Annotated in this window: 12 protein-coding genes; 6 read left to right on the forward strand and 6 right to left on the reverse strand. The window is 71.9% G+C overall.

Going from position 1 to position 15,098, the window contains the following annotated elements; all coding sequences use genetic code 11:
• The first annotated feature begins 154 nt into the window (after positions 1-154).
• Positions 155-2,662, forward strand: coding sequence for a SpoIIE family protein phosphatase (locus ACH4DX_RS27485; RefSeq protein WP_398157143.1), 2,508 nt, complete (start codon positions 155-157; stop codon positions 2,660-2,662).
• A gap of 18 nt (positions 2,663-2,680) precedes the next feature.
• Here ACH4DX_RS27485 and ACH4DX_RS27490 read toward each other — a convergent pair whose 3' ends face one another.
• The 3 genes from ACH4DX_RS27490 to ACH4DX_RS27500 form a co-directional block, all read right to left on the reverse strand.
• A complete protein-coding gene (locus ACH4DX_RS27490) occupies positions 2,681-3,724 on the reverse strand; it encodes an AI-2E family transporter (RefSeq protein WP_398119658.1) in 1,044 nt (347 codons plus the stop codon).
• 169 nt (positions 3,725-3,893) lie between these two features.
• A complete protein-coding gene (locus ACH4DX_RS27495) occupies positions 3,894-4,850 on the reverse strand; it encodes a pirin family protein (RefSeq protein WP_398119656.1) in 957 nt (318 codons plus the stop codon).
• Positions 4,851-4,981: 131 nt separating this feature from the next.
• Positions 4,982-5,461 carry an SseB family protein gene (locus tag ACH4DX_RS27500; RefSeq protein ID WP_058850131.1) on the reverse strand — a complete coding sequence of 160 codons (480 nt, stop codon included), beginning with the start codon at positions 5,459-5,461 and terminating at the stop codon, positions 4,982-4,984.
• A 179-nt stretch (positions 5,462-5,640) separates the two neighbouring features.
• On the opposite strand from ACH4DX_RS27500, the gene ACH4DX_RS27505 reads away from it, so the two are divergent.
• The 4 genes from ACH4DX_RS27505 (at position 5,641) to ACH4DX_RS27520 (ending at position 10,848) form a co-directional block, all read left to right on the forward strand.
• Positions 5,641-6,537 carry an alpha/beta fold hydrolase gene (locus ACH4DX_RS27505; protein ID WP_398157144.1) on the forward strand — a complete coding sequence of 299 codons (897 nt, stop codon included), beginning with the start codon at positions 5,641-5,643 and terminating at the stop codon, positions 6,535-6,537.
• A gap of 184 nt (positions 6,538-6,721) precedes the next feature.
• Positions 6,722-8,548: an acyl-CoA dehydrogenase gene (locus ACH4DX_RS27510; protein WP_398119652.1), complete on the forward strand. Its 1,827-nt coding sequence runs from the start codon at positions 6,722-6,724 to the stop codon at positions 8,546-8,548.
• A 430-nt stretch (positions 8,549-8,978) separates the two neighbouring features.
• Complete coding sequence (locus ACH4DX_RS27515) at positions 8,979-10,280, forward strand: M18 family aminopeptidase (protein WP_398157145.1); 1,302 nt, start codon at positions 8,979-8,981, stop codon at positions 10,278-10,280.
• 70 nt (positions 10,281-10,350) lie between these two features.
• Positions 10,351-10,848, forward strand: coding sequence for an LURP-one-related/scramblase family protein (locus tag ACH4DX_RS27520; RefSeq protein WP_398119648.1), 498 nt, complete (start codon positions 10,351-10,353; stop codon positions 10,846-10,848).
• A gap of 48 nt (positions 10,849-10,896) precedes the next feature.
• Here the strand turns inward: ACH4DX_RS27520 and ACH4DX_RS27525 are convergent, their stop codons facing one another.
• Entirely contained in the window at positions 10,897-11,703 is an 807-nt protein-coding gene (locus ACH4DX_RS27525) for a carbon-nitrogen family hydrolase (protein ID WP_398119646.1), read from the reverse strand.
• 166 nt (positions 11,704-11,869) lie between these two features.
• Between ACH4DX_RS27525 and ACH4DX_RS27530 the strand changes: the two genes are divergently transcribed.
• Complete coding sequence (locus tag ACH4DX_RS27530; protein WP_398119645.1) at positions 11,870-12,694, forward strand: maleylpyruvate isomerase family mycothiol-dependent enzyme; 825 nt, start codon at positions 11,870-11,872, stop codon at positions 12,692-12,694.
• A gap of 132 nt (positions 12,695-12,826) precedes the next feature.
• Here the strand turns inward: ACH4DX_RS27530 and ACH4DX_RS27535 are convergent, their stop codons facing one another.
• Together ACH4DX_RS27535 and ACH4DX_RS27540 are read right to left on the reverse strand one after the other, a co-directional pair.
• On the reverse strand, positions 12,827-14,173 hold the full coding sequence (locus tag ACH4DX_RS27535) for a nitrate/nitrite transporter (protein ID WP_398157146.1): 1,347 nt from the start codon (positions 14,171-14,173) through the stop codon (positions 12,827-12,829).
• On the reverse strand, positions 14,170-14,862 hold the full coding sequence (locus tag ACH4DX_RS27540) for a GntR family transcriptional regulator (protein WP_398157147.1): 693 nt from the start codon (positions 14,860-14,862) through the stop codon (positions 14,170-14,172). The genes ACH4DX_RS27535 and ACH4DX_RS27540 overlap by 4 nt, the downstream gene beginning before the upstream one ends.
• Between the last annotated feature and the right edge of the window lie 236 nt (positions 14,863-15,098).

Here is a 15,098-nt window from a genome sequence, read left to right on the forward strand (position 1 = left end):
AGTGCCCGCCCGGGGGCGTGCCCGGGCCGGGCGTCAAGAAGGTGCTTGCGAATCAAGGCTACCGTCCGGTGGAAGATCGCTTCCCCCGTATATCGACGGGCGTCGGACGGACATACGGTGGCGAGCGGCGCATCAGTGTTCCTAAAGTGATGCAATGCGCACCGATGAGCCCCGCGAGCAGGTGGGGGAAGGTTCCCTGCCTCCCGGACGGGACTCCCTCAAGCCCGTGGAGGACTCCTTGCCGCCCGTGGGGGACTCCCTGCCGCCCGTGGCGGACGTGCTCGCGGCGATCGCCACCGGCCTGTGGCGCTGGGACAACGCCACCGGGATCGTCACCCTGGACGCCGAGGCGGCCCGGCTCCTCGGACTGCCCCCGCACGCCAGGACCACCACCGAGGCGGCGGTGCGCTCCCGCTTCCACCCGGTCGACTGGAACGAGATCCACGGCATCGTGCAGCTCGCCGTCGCCGAGGACACCCTCGCCGAGGCCCGGCTGCGCATCATGGACGAGCAGGGCCGCCGCGTACTGCGTACGGTGCGCAGCCGCACCCGGCCGATCGTGCACGAGAAGGCCAACACCTACGAGCTGATCGGCACCCTCCAGGAGGTCGGTGAGCCCGCCCCCGGCGCCGCCGCCCGCGCGCCCGTCACCGGCGACTGGCGGCGCTCCCGGGAGGCCTTCCTGCTCGACGCGGGCCGCGCGCTCGCGGAGGCGCGCTCCACGGAGGAGGTCCTGCGGGTCGCCGCGGGCCTGTCGATGCCCGGCTTCTCGCCGGACGGGCTCGCCGTCTTCGGCGCCAGGGCCGACCGGCTCACCGTCGTCGGCCACCACGGCCACCACGGCTTCGGGGACGACGACCCGCTCGCCTCCATGCCCCTGGACACGGAGTATCCCGCCACCGAGGTGCTGCGCACCGGCCGCGCGGTCTACCTCTCCTCCCCGGAGGAGTACCGCCGCCGCTATCCGACCACCTGGCCGCTGGTCTCGCGGTTCGAGCGGCGGTCGTGGGCCTTCCTGCCGCTGACCGTCGCGGGCCGCACCATGGGCGCGTGGATGGCGGCGTTCACCTATCCCGTCTCGTTCACGCCCGACGAGCGCTCCGTCCTGACGACGGTCGCCCGGATGCTGGCGCAGGCGCTCTCGCGGGCCGGGGTCGCGGAGTCCGAGCGCGAGCTGACCGACGGCCTCCAGCGCTCCATGCTGCCGATGCTCGGCCCGGAGATCCCCGGCATGAGCGTGGCCGCGCGCTATGTGCCGACGGGCGGCGGTCTCCAGGTCGGCGGTGACTGGTACGACGTGATCCCGCTGCCCAGCGGCCGCATCGCCTTCGTCATCGGTGACGTACAGGGCCACGACGTACGGGCGGCTGGCCTGATGGGGCAGCTGCGCATCGCCCTGCGCGCGTACGCCTCCGAGGGGCACCGCCCGGACGCCGTGCTCTCCCGCGCGACCCGCTTCCTGTCCGGCGTCATGGAGGGCATCGCCTACGGCTCGACGGACACCCGTGCGAACCGCGACGACGGCGACGACCGCGACGAGATGGCCGGCGATCCGCGGTTCGCGACGTGCCTCTACGTAGAGGCCGATCCCGCGACCGGAATCCTGGAGATCGCCCGCGCGGGCCATCCCGAACCCGTCATACGCATGAGAGACGGAACGGTTCTTCAGAGACCCATCGCGGGCGGACTGCCCCTCGGCATCGACCCGGACGCCGACTACCCCACGACCCGGCTCGTCCTCGACGCCGGCGAGACGATGCTGGTCTGCACGGACGGTCTGATCGAGACGGGCGGCCACGACCTGGAGACGGGCTGGGCCAGGATCCGGAGCGTCCTGGAGCGACGGGACGGGCAGGAACCCGAGCCGTACGAGACCGACGGCTCCGAGGCGCGGCCGCACGGAACGGGGGCCTCCGGAGCGCAGCCGGGCGGAAACGGTTCCTCCGGAGCGCAGGCGCGCAAGACGGAGGCCTACGAAGCGCAGGCGTACGCACAGCCGGACGGAACCGGGACTTCCGGAGCGCAGCCGCACAAGACGCGCGCCTACGAAGCGCAGCCGTACGAGAGCAAGTCCTACGAAGCGCAGGCGGCCGAGAGCGACAGTCTGGAGGCGTTGGCCGACGCCCTGGTGCAGGCCGTGCACGGGCCGTCCTCGCACCACACCACGGGCCCGCTCGCCGACCGCAGGGAGGACGACATCGCCGTACTCCTGCTGCGCCGCACCGAACGGCCCGAGCAGAGCGCCCGCACCCGGCGCACGATGCTGACCATCGCCCAGGCCGAGCCGGAGCGCGTGGCGGGCGCCCGCAGCCATCTGCGGTCCCTGCTGCACGACTGGGCGGACTCCGACCAGGTCGACTCGGCGGTCCTGCTGGTCTCCGAGATGATCACCAACGTCCTGGTGCACACGGACGGCGACGCGCTCCTGGTCGCGGAGGTCACCGGCGAGGAGGGCACGCGCAGGCTCCGCGTGGAGGTCTCCGACGGCAGCGACGACCTGCCGCACAAGCGCAGGCCCGGCGAGCTCGCGTCCTCCGGCCGCGGTCTGGTGCTGATGGAGCTGCTCGCGCACCGCTGGGGGGTGGACCCCCGGGGCGAGGGCAAGAGCATCTGGTTCGAGCTGCACGAGGAGTCGGGGAGCCCTGCGGAGACGGCGGCGTAGTCCCGGTGGCCCTCGGGCCTAGGCGGCGTCGGGGCCGCGGTAGCGGGTGCGCATCTCGGAGACGACCCCGAACGCGGCGGCCGTCAGGGGCACGGCGAGCAGCATCCCGATGATCCCGGCGACGGACGCGCCCGCGGTGATGGCCAGCATCACCACCGCCGGATGCATCTGCACGGTGCGGCTCTGGATCACCGGCTGGAGCACGTGCCCTTCGAGTACCTGCACGGCGAGGACCACGCCGAGCGCCCACAGCGCGATGACGAGACCGCGGTCGGCGAGCGCGACGAGCACGGCGATGGCGCCGGACAGGAACGCCCCCAGGTAGGGAATGTAGGCGCCTACGAAGACCAGCGCTCCGAGTCCGGCGGCGCCCGGCACGCGCAGGACCAGCAGGCCGACGGTGATGCACACGGCGTCGATGAGCGCGATGAACGTGGTCCCGCGCATGAAGCCCTCGACGGCCGTGAACGCGCGCCGGGCCATCGCCTCCACGGTGTCGGCGGAGGACTCGGGCACCAGGGAGCGCAGGGCGCCCGCGGCCTTGTGGGAGTCCCGCAGGAAGAAGAAGACGAGCAGCAGCGCGAGCACCGCGGTGGCGATCATCTGGCCGACGACGCTGATCCCGCTGACGACCCCGGACGCGGCCGTGCCGCCGAACTTGCCGAGCAGGTCCTTGGCGTTGGACGCGAGGTCGTCGAGGGAGGTCCCGGCCACGCTGAAGTGCTTCGACAGGTCGACGGCGGCCTGCTTCAGGGACGCGATGATCTGGTCGCCGGTGTCGATGAGGGCCTTGACGACGATGTACGTGGCACCGCCGACGACGGCGAGAACGGCCGCGCAGGTCAGGCCCGCGGCGAGGGAGCGCTGGACGTGCATCCGCACGAGCCGCCGGTACAGCGGCCCGAGCAGCGCCGTCCCGAGCAGCGCGAGCAGCACGGGCGTCACGGCCGCCTTCAGGACGGTGCACAGCCACACGCCGACGCCCGCGACACCGGCCACGAGCAGCACGACCACGCACCAGGCGGCGAGCCGCCGCACGGCTTCGGGCAGAAGGGTATGCACGGGACCACCCGAGCACAGGAGCACGGCCCACGCAGCGTCGCGTAGGCCGTACGGCGTGCCGACGGGCGCGTTGCGTGGGCCGTGCGGGGGGCCCACGCGCGCTGCGTGGACCGTACGGCGGTGCGGGCGGAGCGGGGGGGGGCTCGGCCCGCCCGCCCCGCCCGGGGGGTTACATGCCGTGAACGGCGGGAACCGACCCCAGCAGCCCCTTCTGGAAGTCCTCGAAGGCCTGCTGGAGCTCCGCGCGGGTGTTCATCACGAACGGCCCGTAGTGCGCCATGGGCTCCCGGATCGGCTGCCCGCCGAGCAGCACGACCTCCAGGTCGGGCGTGTGCGAGTCCTGCTTCTCGTCCGCACGGACGGTCAGCGAGGACCCGGCCCCGAACACCGCGGTCTGCCCGAGGGCGACGGGCCGCCGCTCGGCGCCCACCGACCCGCGCCCCGCGAGCACATAGGCGAGCCCGTTGAAGTCCTCCCGCCAGGGAATCGTTACTTCAGCCCCGGGACGCACCGTCGCGTGGATCATGGTGATCGGGGTGTGGGTGATCCCGGGACCCTCGTGCCCGTCCAGCTCACCCGCGATGACGCGCAGCAGCGCGCCCCCGTCCCCGGTGGTCAGGAGCTGCACCTGGCCGCCGCGGATGTCCTGGTAGCGGGGGTCCATCATCTTGTCCTTGGCGGGCAGGTTCACCCACAGCTGGAGCCCGTGGAAGAGCCCGCCGGACGTGACGAGCGACTCCGGCGGCGCCTCTATGTGCAGCAGCCCGGACCCGGCGGTCATCCACTGGGTGTCGCCGTTGCGGATGGTGCCGCCGCCACCGTTGGAGTCCTGGTGGACGAAGGTGCCGTCGATCAGGTACGTCACGGTCTCGAAGCCGCGGTGGGGGTGCCAGGGCGTGCCCTTGGGCTCGCCCGCGGCGTACTCCACCTCGCCCATCTGATCCATCATGATGAACGGGTCGAGGTACTTGTAGTTGATCCCGGCGAAGGCGCGGCGCACCGGGAACCCTTCGCCCTCGAAGCCGGACGGCGCGGTCGCCACGGTGAGCACGGGGCGTGCCACGGCGTCGGCCGGTGCGACCACCTTGGGCAGGGTCAGCGGATTCTCGACGGTCACTGCAGGCATGTTGGGACCTCCTTGTACGCTCAGGTTAGTTGAACGTAGAACTTTCTGCCACTGGGAACACGAAACGCCCGGAGGGCATTCCCTCCGGGCGTTCCGGTGATCGTCGGTGGCGCGGCCCCTGGCCGAAACCGTCAGCCGTACATGCGGCGCATGGCGAAGTCGACCATCTGCTCGACGGCCTTCGCGTCGAACACCATGCGGTGCTCGCCCTCCATGTCGAGGACGAAGCCGTAGCCGGTCGGCAGCAGGTCGATGACCTCGGCGCCGGTGATCACGAAGTACTTCGAGTCCTTGCCGGCGTACCGGCGCAGCTCCTTGAGCGACGTGAACATCGGGATGACCGGCTGCTGGGTGTTGTGCAGCGCGAGGAAGCCGGGGTTGTCACCGCGCGGGCAGTACACCTTCGACGTGGCGAAGATCTGCTGGAAGTCCTCGGCGGACATCGAGCCCGTGGTGAACGCGCGCACCGCGTCCGCGAGGGACGGCGGCGACGGCTCCGGGTACAGCGGGGGCTGCTGGCCGTATCCACCGGGCATCTGGCCTTGCGGCGGCGGCTGTTGCGGCGGGACGTACCCCTGCCCCGCGCCCGCGTGCTGGTCGTAGCCGTACATACGGGCCAGGGTACCGACCCCGGTACGGCGCCGTACGCGGTCGGGGGCTCGACTTTTATATAGCGGGCGCTAGACAAATGCGGGGAGCGGCGGTTACGGTTTCTATAGCGCCGACTACAGAACATGGGTCGCCGGACCGGAACCGAACCTGTCCCGAGGACCCGAGGGGGGACCACAACATGTCCACGACCGCACCTACGGCCACGACCACGCCCGCGACCCGAGCGGTGCGCGCCCCCCGCACGCCCCGGACCGCGCGCACCGTCCGTACGACGTGGGCCGCGCGCACGCCGACCGGAGCGGGCCCGGTCCTGCTCCTGGCGCACGGTGCGGGCGGCTCCGTCGACGCCAACTTCGGCCCGGTGCTCCCGGCCCTGACGGCTGCGCACAGAGCGGTCGCGGTCGACTATCCGGGCACGGGGGCGTCGCCGCGGGCCACGGCTCCCCTCACCCTGGACGGCCTCGCGGACGAGCTGGTGGCGGCGGCCGACGCGGAGGGCGCGGACACCTTCGCGCTCGCGGGGTACTCGTTGGGCACGGCGGTCGCCGTCCGCGTCGCGGCCCGCCATCCGTCGCGGGTGACCGCCCTGGTCCTGACCGCACCCTTCGCCCGCCCCGACACCCGTATGTCCCTGGCCGCCCGGACCTGGCACCACCTGGCGTCGGCGGGGAGCACACCCCGCGACCGGTCGGCGCTGGCCCGCTTCCTGCTCCCGCTCGCCCTCAGCCCGGCGGCGCTGGCCGCCCTGTCCGAGGAGGAGGTCGAGCAGGCCGTGCGGAACACGGCGGACTCGGTGCCCGAGGGCACCGCGGACCACGTGGACCTGGTGCTGCGCACGGATGTCCGGGCGGACCTCGCCGCGATCACGGCACCCACGCTGGTCATAGCGACGACCCAGGACCAGCTGGTCCCGCTCGCCGTCCAGCGCGAGGTCGCGGCCCGGATCAGCGGTGCCCGCACATCCGACCTGGCCACGGGCCACCTGCCCTTCGCGGAGCGGCCCGAGGAGTGGCAGCAGCTCATGGGCGGCTTCCTCGGCGACTTCCTGACGGACAGGACGGACACGACGCGCTAGCCGCACCGGTCGCACTGCTCGTACCCGGGGGGACGGAGGGCCCCGCCAGGTAGACCCTGCTCACACTTGGGGGATCAGGGGTTGCCTCTTATTACCGACGGGTAGCATCATGGGGAGCGATTAGCTACTTACTGGTACGCCTACGAGGATTCCAGCCTCCCGAGCCACTTACGGAGCCGTCGCCATGGGGCACTACAAGTCGAATCTCCGCGACATCGAGTTCAACCTCTTCGAGGTGCTCGGCCGCGACCAGCTGTACGGCAGCGGCCCGTTCGCGGAGACGGATGTCGAGACCGCCAAGAGCATTCTCAGCGAGCTGTGCCGCCTCGCGGAGAACGAGCTGGCCGAGTCCTACGAGGACGCCGACCGCAACCCGCCGGTGTTCGACCCGGAGACCAACACCGCGCCGGTCCCGGCCTCCTTCAAGAAGAGCTACCAGGCCTTCATGGACTCCGAGTACTGGCGTCTCGGCCTGCCCGAGGAGATCGGGGGCACCACGGCCCCCCGCTCCCTCATCTGGGCGTACGCGGAGCTCCTGCTCGGCGCCAACCCGGCGGTCTGGATGTACTCCTCGGGTCCGGCGTTCGCCGGCATCCTCTTCGAGGAGGGCACCGAGGCGCAGAAGAAGGTCGCCGAGATCGCCGTGGAGAAGCAGTGGGGCTCCACGATGGTCCTCACCGAGCCGGACGCCGGTTCGGACGTGGGCGCGGGCCGCACCAAGGCCGTGCAGCAGGCGGACGGCTCCTGGCACATCGAGGGCGTGAAGCGCTTCATCACCTCCGGTGAGCACGACATGTCGGAGAACATCCTCCACTACGTCCTCGCCCGCCCCGAGGGCGCGGGCCCGGGCACCAAGGGCCTCTCCCTCTTCCTCGTCCCCAAGGTCGAGTTCGACTGGGAGACCGGCGAGCTCGGCGAGCGCAACGGCGTGTACGCGACGAACGTCGAGCACAAGATGGGCCTGAAGGCGTCCAACACCTGCGAGATGACGTTCGGCGACAAGCACCCCGCCAAGGGCTGGCTGATCGGCGACAAGCACGACGGCATCCGCCAGATGTTCCGCATCATCGAGTTCGCCCGCATGATGGTGGGCACCAAGGCGATCTCCACGCTCTCCACGGGTTACCTGAACGCCCTGGAGTACGCCAAGGAGCGCGTGCAGGGCCCCGACCTCGCGCAGTTCATGGACAAGACCGCGCCGAAGGTGACGATCACTCACCACCCGGACGTGCGCCGCTCCCTGATGACGCAGAAGGCGTACGCGGAGGGCATGCGCGCCCTGGTCCTGCACACGGCGGCCGTGCAGGACGAGATCGAGCTCAAGGAGGCGAACGGCGACGACGCGTCCTCGCTGCACGCGCTGAACGACCTCCTCCTGCCGATAGTCAAGGGCTACGGCTCGGAGAAGGCCTACGAGCAGCTGGCGCAGTCGCTCCAGACGTTCGGCGGCTCGGGGTACCTCCAGGAGTACCCGATCGAGCAGTACATCCGCGACGCCAAGATCGACACGCTCTACGAGGGCACCACCGCCATCCAGGGCCAGGACTTCTTCTTCCGGAAGATCGTCCGCAACCAGGGTGCCGCGCTGAACGGCCTGGCCGAGGAGATCAAGAAGTTCCTGGCCGTCGGCTCCGGTGGCGAGGAGCTCGCCGGTGCGCGGGAGGAGCTGGCCAAGGCGGCCGTCGAGCTCGAGGCCATGGTCGGCGTCATGCTCACGGACCTCGCGGCCACGGAGCAGGATGTCAAGTCCATCTACAAGGTGGGCCTCAACACCACCCGCCTCCTCCTCGCCTCCGGCGATGTCGTCGTCGGCTATCTGCTGCTGCGCGGTGCCGCGGTGGCCGCCGAGAAGCTCCCGAGCGCGGGCGCGAAGGACGCGGCCTTCTACCGGGGCAAGATCGCCGCCGCCAAGTTCTTCGCGGCGAACGTACTCCCCGGCGTCGCCACCGAGCGCGCCCTCGCCGAGGGTGTCTCCCTGGACCTCATGGAACTCGACGAGTCCGCCTTCTGACCCCTTCACACAGCAGACGGCCCGCCCACCCCAGGGCGGGCGGGCCACCCGCACCCGCCAACGAAGAGCACGCCCCACAAGAGACGCCCACCCCACGGCGGCCAGAAACGGGCGGGCGGGAAACACCCGCCGCGAAGCGGCGAAAACAAACGAACCCGCACCCGCCAACGGTGGGCACCCCCACGGGAGACGCCCACAGCCCGACGGGCAGCAACGGGCGGGCGGGTGGGAGACACCCGCCGCGAAGCGGCGAAAACAAACGAACCCGCACCCGCCAATGGTGGGCACCCCCACGGGGACGGCCACCGCCCGGCGGGAAGCACCCGCCCGCGAAGCGGCGGGAAAGAACGCCCCGCACCCCCCGCCACCGGGCACACCCACCGCAGGTGGGCCACGCAACGGGCCCAGGGGCCTGACTAGGCTGACAACCATGAGCACTCGCCCCCGCTTCGACCGCGGCCACACCGACGACCTCATCAGCTTCCTCGCGGCAAGCCCCTCGCCGTACCACGCCGTGGCGAGCGCCGCCGAACGCCTGGAGAAGGCCGGCTTCCGCCAGGTCGAGGAGACCGAGGCGTGGGACGGCAGCACCGGCGGCAAGTATCTGCTGCGGGGCGGCGCGATCATCGCCTGGTTCGTGCCGGAGGGCGCCACCGCCCACACCCCGTACCGCATCGTGGGCGCCCACACCGACTCCCCGAACCTGCGGGTCAAGCCGCTGCCCGACACCGGGGCGCACGGCTGGCGCCAGGTGGCGGTCGAGATCTACGGCGGGCCGCTGCTCAACTCCTGGCTGGACCGCGACCTGGGCCTGGCAGGCCGCCTCTCCCTGCGGGACGGCACATCGCGCCTGGTCGACGTGGACCGCGCGCTGCTCAGAGTGCCGCAGCTGGCCATCCACATGGACCGTTCGGTGCACACCGACGGGCTGAAGCTCGACAAGCAGAAGCACATGCAGCCCGTCTGGGGGCTCGGCAACGTCCACGAGGGCGACCTCATCCGGTTCGTGGAGGAGGAGTGCGGCCTGGCGCCCGGCGACGTCACCGGCTGGGACCTGATGACGCACCCCGTCGAGCCGCCCGCCTACCTGGGCCGCGACCGCGAGCTGCTCGCGGGCCCGCGGATGGACAACCTGCTGTCCGTGCACGCGGCCACGGCGGCGCTGGCGGCCGTGGCCACCGCTTCCGGCGCCGACGCGCTCCCGTACATCCCCGTGCTGGCCGCGTTCGACCACGAGGAGAACGGTTCGCAGTCCGACACGGGAGCCGACGGCCCGCTGCTCGGCACGGTCCTTGAGCGTTCGGTGTTCGCGCGCGGCGGCACGTACGAGGACAAGGCGCGGTCCTTCGCGGGCACCGTCTGCCTGTCGTCCGACACGGGCCACGCCGTGCACCCCAACTACGCCGAGCGGCACGACCCGACGCACCACCCGCGGGCCAACGGAGGTCCGATCCTGAAGGTGAACGTCAACAACCGGTACGCCACGGACGGCGGCGGCCGGGCCGTGTTCGCCGCCGCCTGCGAGAAGGCGGGTGTGCCCTTCCAGTCGTTCGTGTCCAACAACGCGATGCCCTGCGGCACGACGATCGGTCCGATCACCGCGGCCCGGCACGGCATCAAGACGGTGGATGTGGGCGTGGCCATCCTGTCGATGCACAGCGTGCGCGAGCTGTGCGGCGCCGACGACCCGCACCTCCTCGCGGAAGCGCTGCGGGCGTTCCTCAAGGGCTGAACCGGTCCTGGCGGGGCCGGACCGGGCGTCCGCGCGAGCGGAACGTCCGTTTCGGGGTACTCATGGCCGCATGAAGCTACTCGTACGCGACCGTGTGTTCGGCATCGGCGACGACTACTGGATCGAGGACGACCAGGGACGCAAGGTCTTCCTCGTCGACGGCAAGGCGATGCGCCTGCGGGAGACCTTCGAGCTGAAGGACATGCAGGGCCGGGTCCTCATCGACATCCACGCGAAGATGCTGTCCGTGCGCGACACGATGGTGATCGAGCGCGAGGGCGAGCCGCTGGCCACGGTGAAGCGCAAGCGGCTCTCCCTGCTGCGCAACCACTACCGCGTGGCGCTCGCGGACGGGTCCGAGCTGGACGTCAGCGGCAAGATCCTGGACCGCGAGTTCGCCGTCGAGTACGAGGGCGAACTGCTCGCCGACATCTCCCGCCGCTGGTTCACCGTCCGCGACGCCTACGGCGTCCAGATCACCCGCGAGGACGCCGACCCGGCCCTCCTCCTCGCGGTGGCGGTCTGCGTGATCCGCCTGGCGGAGAAGGACAGGGGCGAGGCGGACTAGCCCCCTCCGCCTTCCCCCGGGCGCCCCGGCCGACGGCAGCGGTGGTGCCTACGCCAGCCTGCGGTCCTTGAGGGCCGGGAACTGCTCCCGGGTCTCGGCGACCTTGCGGAGGTCGAGGTCCACGGTGAGGACCTCCTCCTCCGCCCCGGCCGCCTCCGCCAGGACCTCGCCCCAGGGGTCGACCACCACGCTCGCCCCTGCCTGCGGCACCCCCGCGTGCGTGCCCGCGGTCCCACAGGCCAGCACGAACACCTGGTCCTCCACGGCCCGCGCCCGTGCGAACAACGACCAGTGCGACCGCCGCCGCGCAGGCCACCCCGCGGGCACCACGAACACCTCGGCACCCGCGTCGACGAGGCCCCGGAAGAGCTCGGGGAAGCGAAGGTCGTAGCAGGTCGCGAGGCCGAGGACGGCCTCGGGCACCCGGACGGTGGCGAGTTCGGAGCCCGCGCCCATCAGCACCGCCTCGCCCTTGTCGAAGCCGAAGCGGTGGATCTTGCGGTAGGAGGCGGCGAGCTCCCCCTCGGGCGAGAAGACGAGGGAGGTGTTGTACAGCGCCCCCTCGCCCGCACCGTCGCCCGCGGCGTCCCGCTCGGGGATCGACCCCGCGTGCAGCCACACCCCCGCGTCCCGCGCGGCCTTCGCCATCACCTCGTACGTGGGCCCCGCGAGCGGCTCGGCCTCCGCGGCGAAGGACTCGTACGCGAACGCGCCGGTGGTCCACAGTTCGGGCAGCACGACCAGGTCGGGTCCCTCCCGCGCGGCGACCTCGCGCACCAGCGAAGAAACCCGCCGCCGCCGGGAATCAACTGGTTCGTCATCATCTACGGCGATCTGGAGGAGAGAGGCGCGCACACTACCACCGTCCTGGCATTCGAGCCGTCAACTAGGCCTACGATCGTCACACGAAAGCACTGCCGGGGTGCCCGCGGGCAGCGTACTGTGCCTTTCCGGGGGTACCCCCCGGGCCCCCACGCATCCCAAGACACCCACCGCCCGCGTACGACCGCCGAGGGGTCCCGTGAGTCTCCATCCCAGCCTTCACACCTACGCCGATGCCTGGACCCACGCAGTGGAAGCGATATCCGAGCTGGTGTCACCCCTCGCCGAGAGCGAGTGGAACCGCGCGACCCCCTGCCCCGCCTGGTCCGTGCGGGACATCGTGTCCCATGTCATCGGTCTCGACTGCGAGATGCTGGGCGACCCGCGGCCGATCCACACCCTGCCGCGGGACCTGTACCACGTACAGACCGAGAGCCAGCGGTACATGGAGATGCAGGTCGACGTCCGCCGCCACCACACGGCGCCCGAGATGACCTCCGAGCTTGAGTACACCATCATCCGCCGCTCCCGGCAGCTGCGGAACGAGTCCCGCGACCCGTCGACGAAGATCCGCGGCCCGCTCGGCACCGAGCAGACCCTGGAAGTGGCCTCGCGCGTACGGGCGTTCGACGTCTGGGTGCACGAACAGGACCTGCGCACCGCCCTGAACAAGCCGGGGAACCTCGATTCGCCGGGCGCCTACGTCGCCCGCGACCTGCTGTTGCAGGGCCTGCCGAAGGTCGTCGCGGAGAAGGCGGGCGCCCCCGCGAGCTCGGCCATCGTCTTCGACATCAACGGGCCCGTGGAGTTCCTGCGCACGGTGCGCGTCGACGCGGAGGGCAAGGCCACGGTCGACAACGCCCCCTCCCTCGGTCCGCTCGTCACCATCGGCATGGACTGGGACGTCTACTTCCGCCTCGCCTGCGGGCGGGTGTCGTACGCGGCGGTCAGGGACCGGGTGAAGGTCGAGGGCGACCAGGACCTCGGCGACGCGATCCTGCGGGACTTCGCGGTCACGCCGTAGCCGTCGGCCGGGGGTTCCGGGGGTGGGCCCGGAACCCGGCCGTCCGCACCGAGGTCCGGAACCAGGCCGTCCACACCGGGGACCGGAACCAGGCTGTCCGCGCCGGGGGCGCGGCACAGGGGAACGCGGCCGTCACACCGGTACGTGCACCGTCTCCACCCTGCTCGCCACGAGCCGCTCCCGCTCCCTTTGCGCCGCCCGGTGGCGCAGCCGCAGGATCTGGCTGACGCCGAGTGCCTCCAGGACGAAGACCGCCGAGAAGGCGACGCGGTAGTTGTCGCCCGTCGCGTCGAGCAGCACGCCGATGGCGAGGAGCGTCGTCATCGAGGCGACGAAACCACCCATGTTGGTGATGCCGGACGCCGTTCCCTGCCGCTCCGGCGGGTTCGCGGGGCGCGCGAAGTCGAAGCCGATCATCGAGGCGGGGCCGCAGGCCCCGAGCACCACGCACAGCACCACGAGCAGCCACATCGGCGCGTGGTCCCCGGGGTGGGCGAGCGTGCCCGCCCAGACGACAGCCGTGGCCGCCACCGTGCCGAGCGCCAGCGGCAGCCGCGCCGCGTGGTGCCGGGCGACGACCTGCCCGTACACGAGCCCGATCGCCATGTTGGCCAGGACGACCAGCGTCAGCAGGTCCCCCGCCGCGCCCCTGGACAGGCCCTGCGCCTCGACCAGGAAGGGCAGGCCCCACAGGAGCAGGAACACCATCGCGGGGAACTGCGTCGTGAAGTGCACCCACAGGCCGAGCCGGGTGCCGGGCTCCCGCCAGGACAGCGCGATCTGCTCGCGTACGTAGCCCGGGCCCGTGGCGCGCGCCCCGGAGCCCGCGCCAGGGCGCGGGGCGACCGGCTCCGGCTCGTGGCCCTCCGGGTGGTCCTTCAGGAACAGGGTCATGAGGACGAGGACGAGGACACCGGCGAGTGAGCTGCCCGCGAACGCGGCGGTCCAGCCGATCTCGTGCAGCATGCGGGCGATGACCAGCGTCGAGATCAGGTTGCCCGCCATGCCCACGAGCCCCGCCAGTTGCGCGACCAGCGGGCCGCGGCGGGCCGGGAACCAGCGGGTGCCGAGCCGCAGCACGCTGATGAACGTCATCGCGTCGCCGCAGCCGAGGAGCGCGCGCGAGGCGAGCGCCGTGCCGTACGAGGGCGAGAGCGCGAAGCCGAGCTGGCCGAGGGTGAACAGGACCACGCCGATGGTGAGGACCTTCTTCGTGCCGAGGCGGTCCACCATCAGGCCGACGGGTATCTGCATGCCCGCGTACACCAGGAGCTGGAGTATCGAGAACGTCGAGAGCGCGGAGGCACCCACGTGGAAGCGGTCGGCGGCGTCCAGGCCCGCGACGCCGAGCGAGGTGCGGAAGATGACGGCGACGAAGTAGACGGCGACGCCCACGGACCAGACGAGGACGGCCCTGCGGCCGCCCGGCGGGTCCCCCGGCAGCCGTGCCGCCCCCGCGGCCGGCACGTCGGTGGTCATCGTGCCGCTCCCCGCGCGAGGTGCTGGAACCAGCCGACGTGCCGCGTGACCACGTCGACCGCCGCGTCGGTGTCCTGCGCCGTCAGGGCGGCGAGGAGCTCCTCGTGCTCGGCGAGGGTCTTGGCGATGCGGTCGGGGTGGGAGTGCATCACGGCGACGCCCATCCGCAGCTGCCGGTCGCGCAGCTGGTCGTAGAGGCGGGACAGGATGTCGTTGCCGCCGCTGCGGACGATCTCGGCGTGGAAGCAGCGGTCGGTGACCGCGGCCGCCGCGAAGTCGCCCGCCCCGGCCTGCTCCCGCTGCTGTTCGAGCAGCTCCGTGAGCCGGACGAGCAGTCCGGGCGGCGCGGGCACGGCCTTGCGCACGGAGTGGGTCTCCACGAGGAGCCGGGTCTCCACGACGTCCGCGATCTCCTGGGCGGAGACCGGCAGGACGAGGGCGCCCTTCTTCGGGTAGAGCCGCAGCAGCCCCTCGACCTCCAGCTTGAGCAGGGCCTCGCGGACCGGCGTGCGGGACACACCGACGGCCTCGGCCAGCTCGCCCTCGGTCAGGAGCGTGCCGCCCTCGTAGCGGCGCGCCAGGACGCCCTCCTTGACGTGGGCGTAGACGCGCTCGGCGGCGGGGGGCTGCTTCAGGGACTTGGGGGAGGCGTGGGGGGCGGTCGGGAGTGCGGGCGGGGCGGCTGGCATGCGCACAGCATAGATACAAGACGTATACAGGGGGAGCGCGGTCCACGATCCGGACAGGGGGCGAGGGCGCTGGACAGGGGGCGGGGGCGCTGGTGCGGCCCGGTCGCGGGGGGGGGGGGGGGGGGGCCCCCCCCCCCCCCCCCCCCCACCCCCCCACATTTAACCGTGTTGCAGCCAACCCAAGGGCCCCCACCACCCCCAACCAGGTGGCGGGCACCCAACTAGGCAGGATAGCC

The sequence above is a fragment of the Streptomyces sp. NPDC017940 genome, assembly GCF_044328435.1.
In the GTDB taxonomy this organism is placed as follows: Bacteria; Actinomycetota; Actinomycetes; order Streptomycetales; family Streptomycetaceae; genus Streptomyces.